Source organism: Burkholderia sp. MSMB1826, from assembly GCF_001526325.1.
Taxonomy (GTDB): Bacteria; Pseudomonadota; Gammaproteobacteria; order Burkholderiales; family Burkholderiaceae; genus Burkholderia.
This window is the reverse complement of sequence record NZ_LOYN01000007.1, coordinates 1-686: the sequence shown is the minus strand read 5'-3', so window position 1 is coordinate 686 and position 686 is coordinate 1. Positions and strand designations below refer to the sequence as shown.

The following is a 686-nucleotide window of genomic DNA, read 5'->3' as shown; positions in this document are numbered from 1 at the left end:
GCCTGCGCCTGCTGGTTCGCGAGCGCCGTCTCGACCACCGTCTGCGCCTGGCGCAGCTCGAGCTCGGAGCCCGTGCCGTTGTCGAACTGCAGCTTGGTCAGGTCGTACGACGCCTGCGCGGTCTTCAGCGTGTTCTCCGTGACCTTCAGCAGATCGTCGGTCGACAGCAGCGTCAGGTATTGATCCGCCACCTGCGACACCAGCGAGATCTCCGACGCCTGCCGCGCGTACGACGTCGACAGGTACTGCGCGAGCGCCTGATCCTTCAGGCTCTGCACGCGGCCGAACAGGTCGAGTTCCCACGACGCCGACAGCCCGACGTTGTACACGCGCGAGATCAGCGGCTGGCCCGTCTGCGACACACCGGCCGGATAGCGCTGGAGGTTGCCCGTGCCCGTACCGTCGAGCGTCGGGAACAGCCCCGCGCGCGTGATCTGGTACTGCGCACGCGCCGCCTCGATGTTCAACACCGACACGCGCAGGTCGCGGTTGTTTTTCAGCGCGATCTCGATCAGCCGCTGCAGGCGCGGATCGACGAAGAACTCGCGCCAGCCGATGGCGGTCGCCGCCTGGCCGTTCGCGCTGCGCGCGCCGGCCGCGCCCGGCTGCGTCGCGTAGACGCCGCCGGCCGGGTACGCCTGCGCGACGGGCGCGTCGGGCCGCTTGTAATGCGGCGCCATCGTGCA

General features: G+C 69.5%; 1 protein-coding gene. It reads right to left on the bottom strand.

Annotated elements, in window-relative coordinates; all coding sequences use genetic code 11:
- Window positions 1-686: TolC family protein (locus WS95_RS02010; RefSeq protein ID WP_179950158.1), on the bottom strand; the 686-nt coding region annotated here is incomplete at both ends.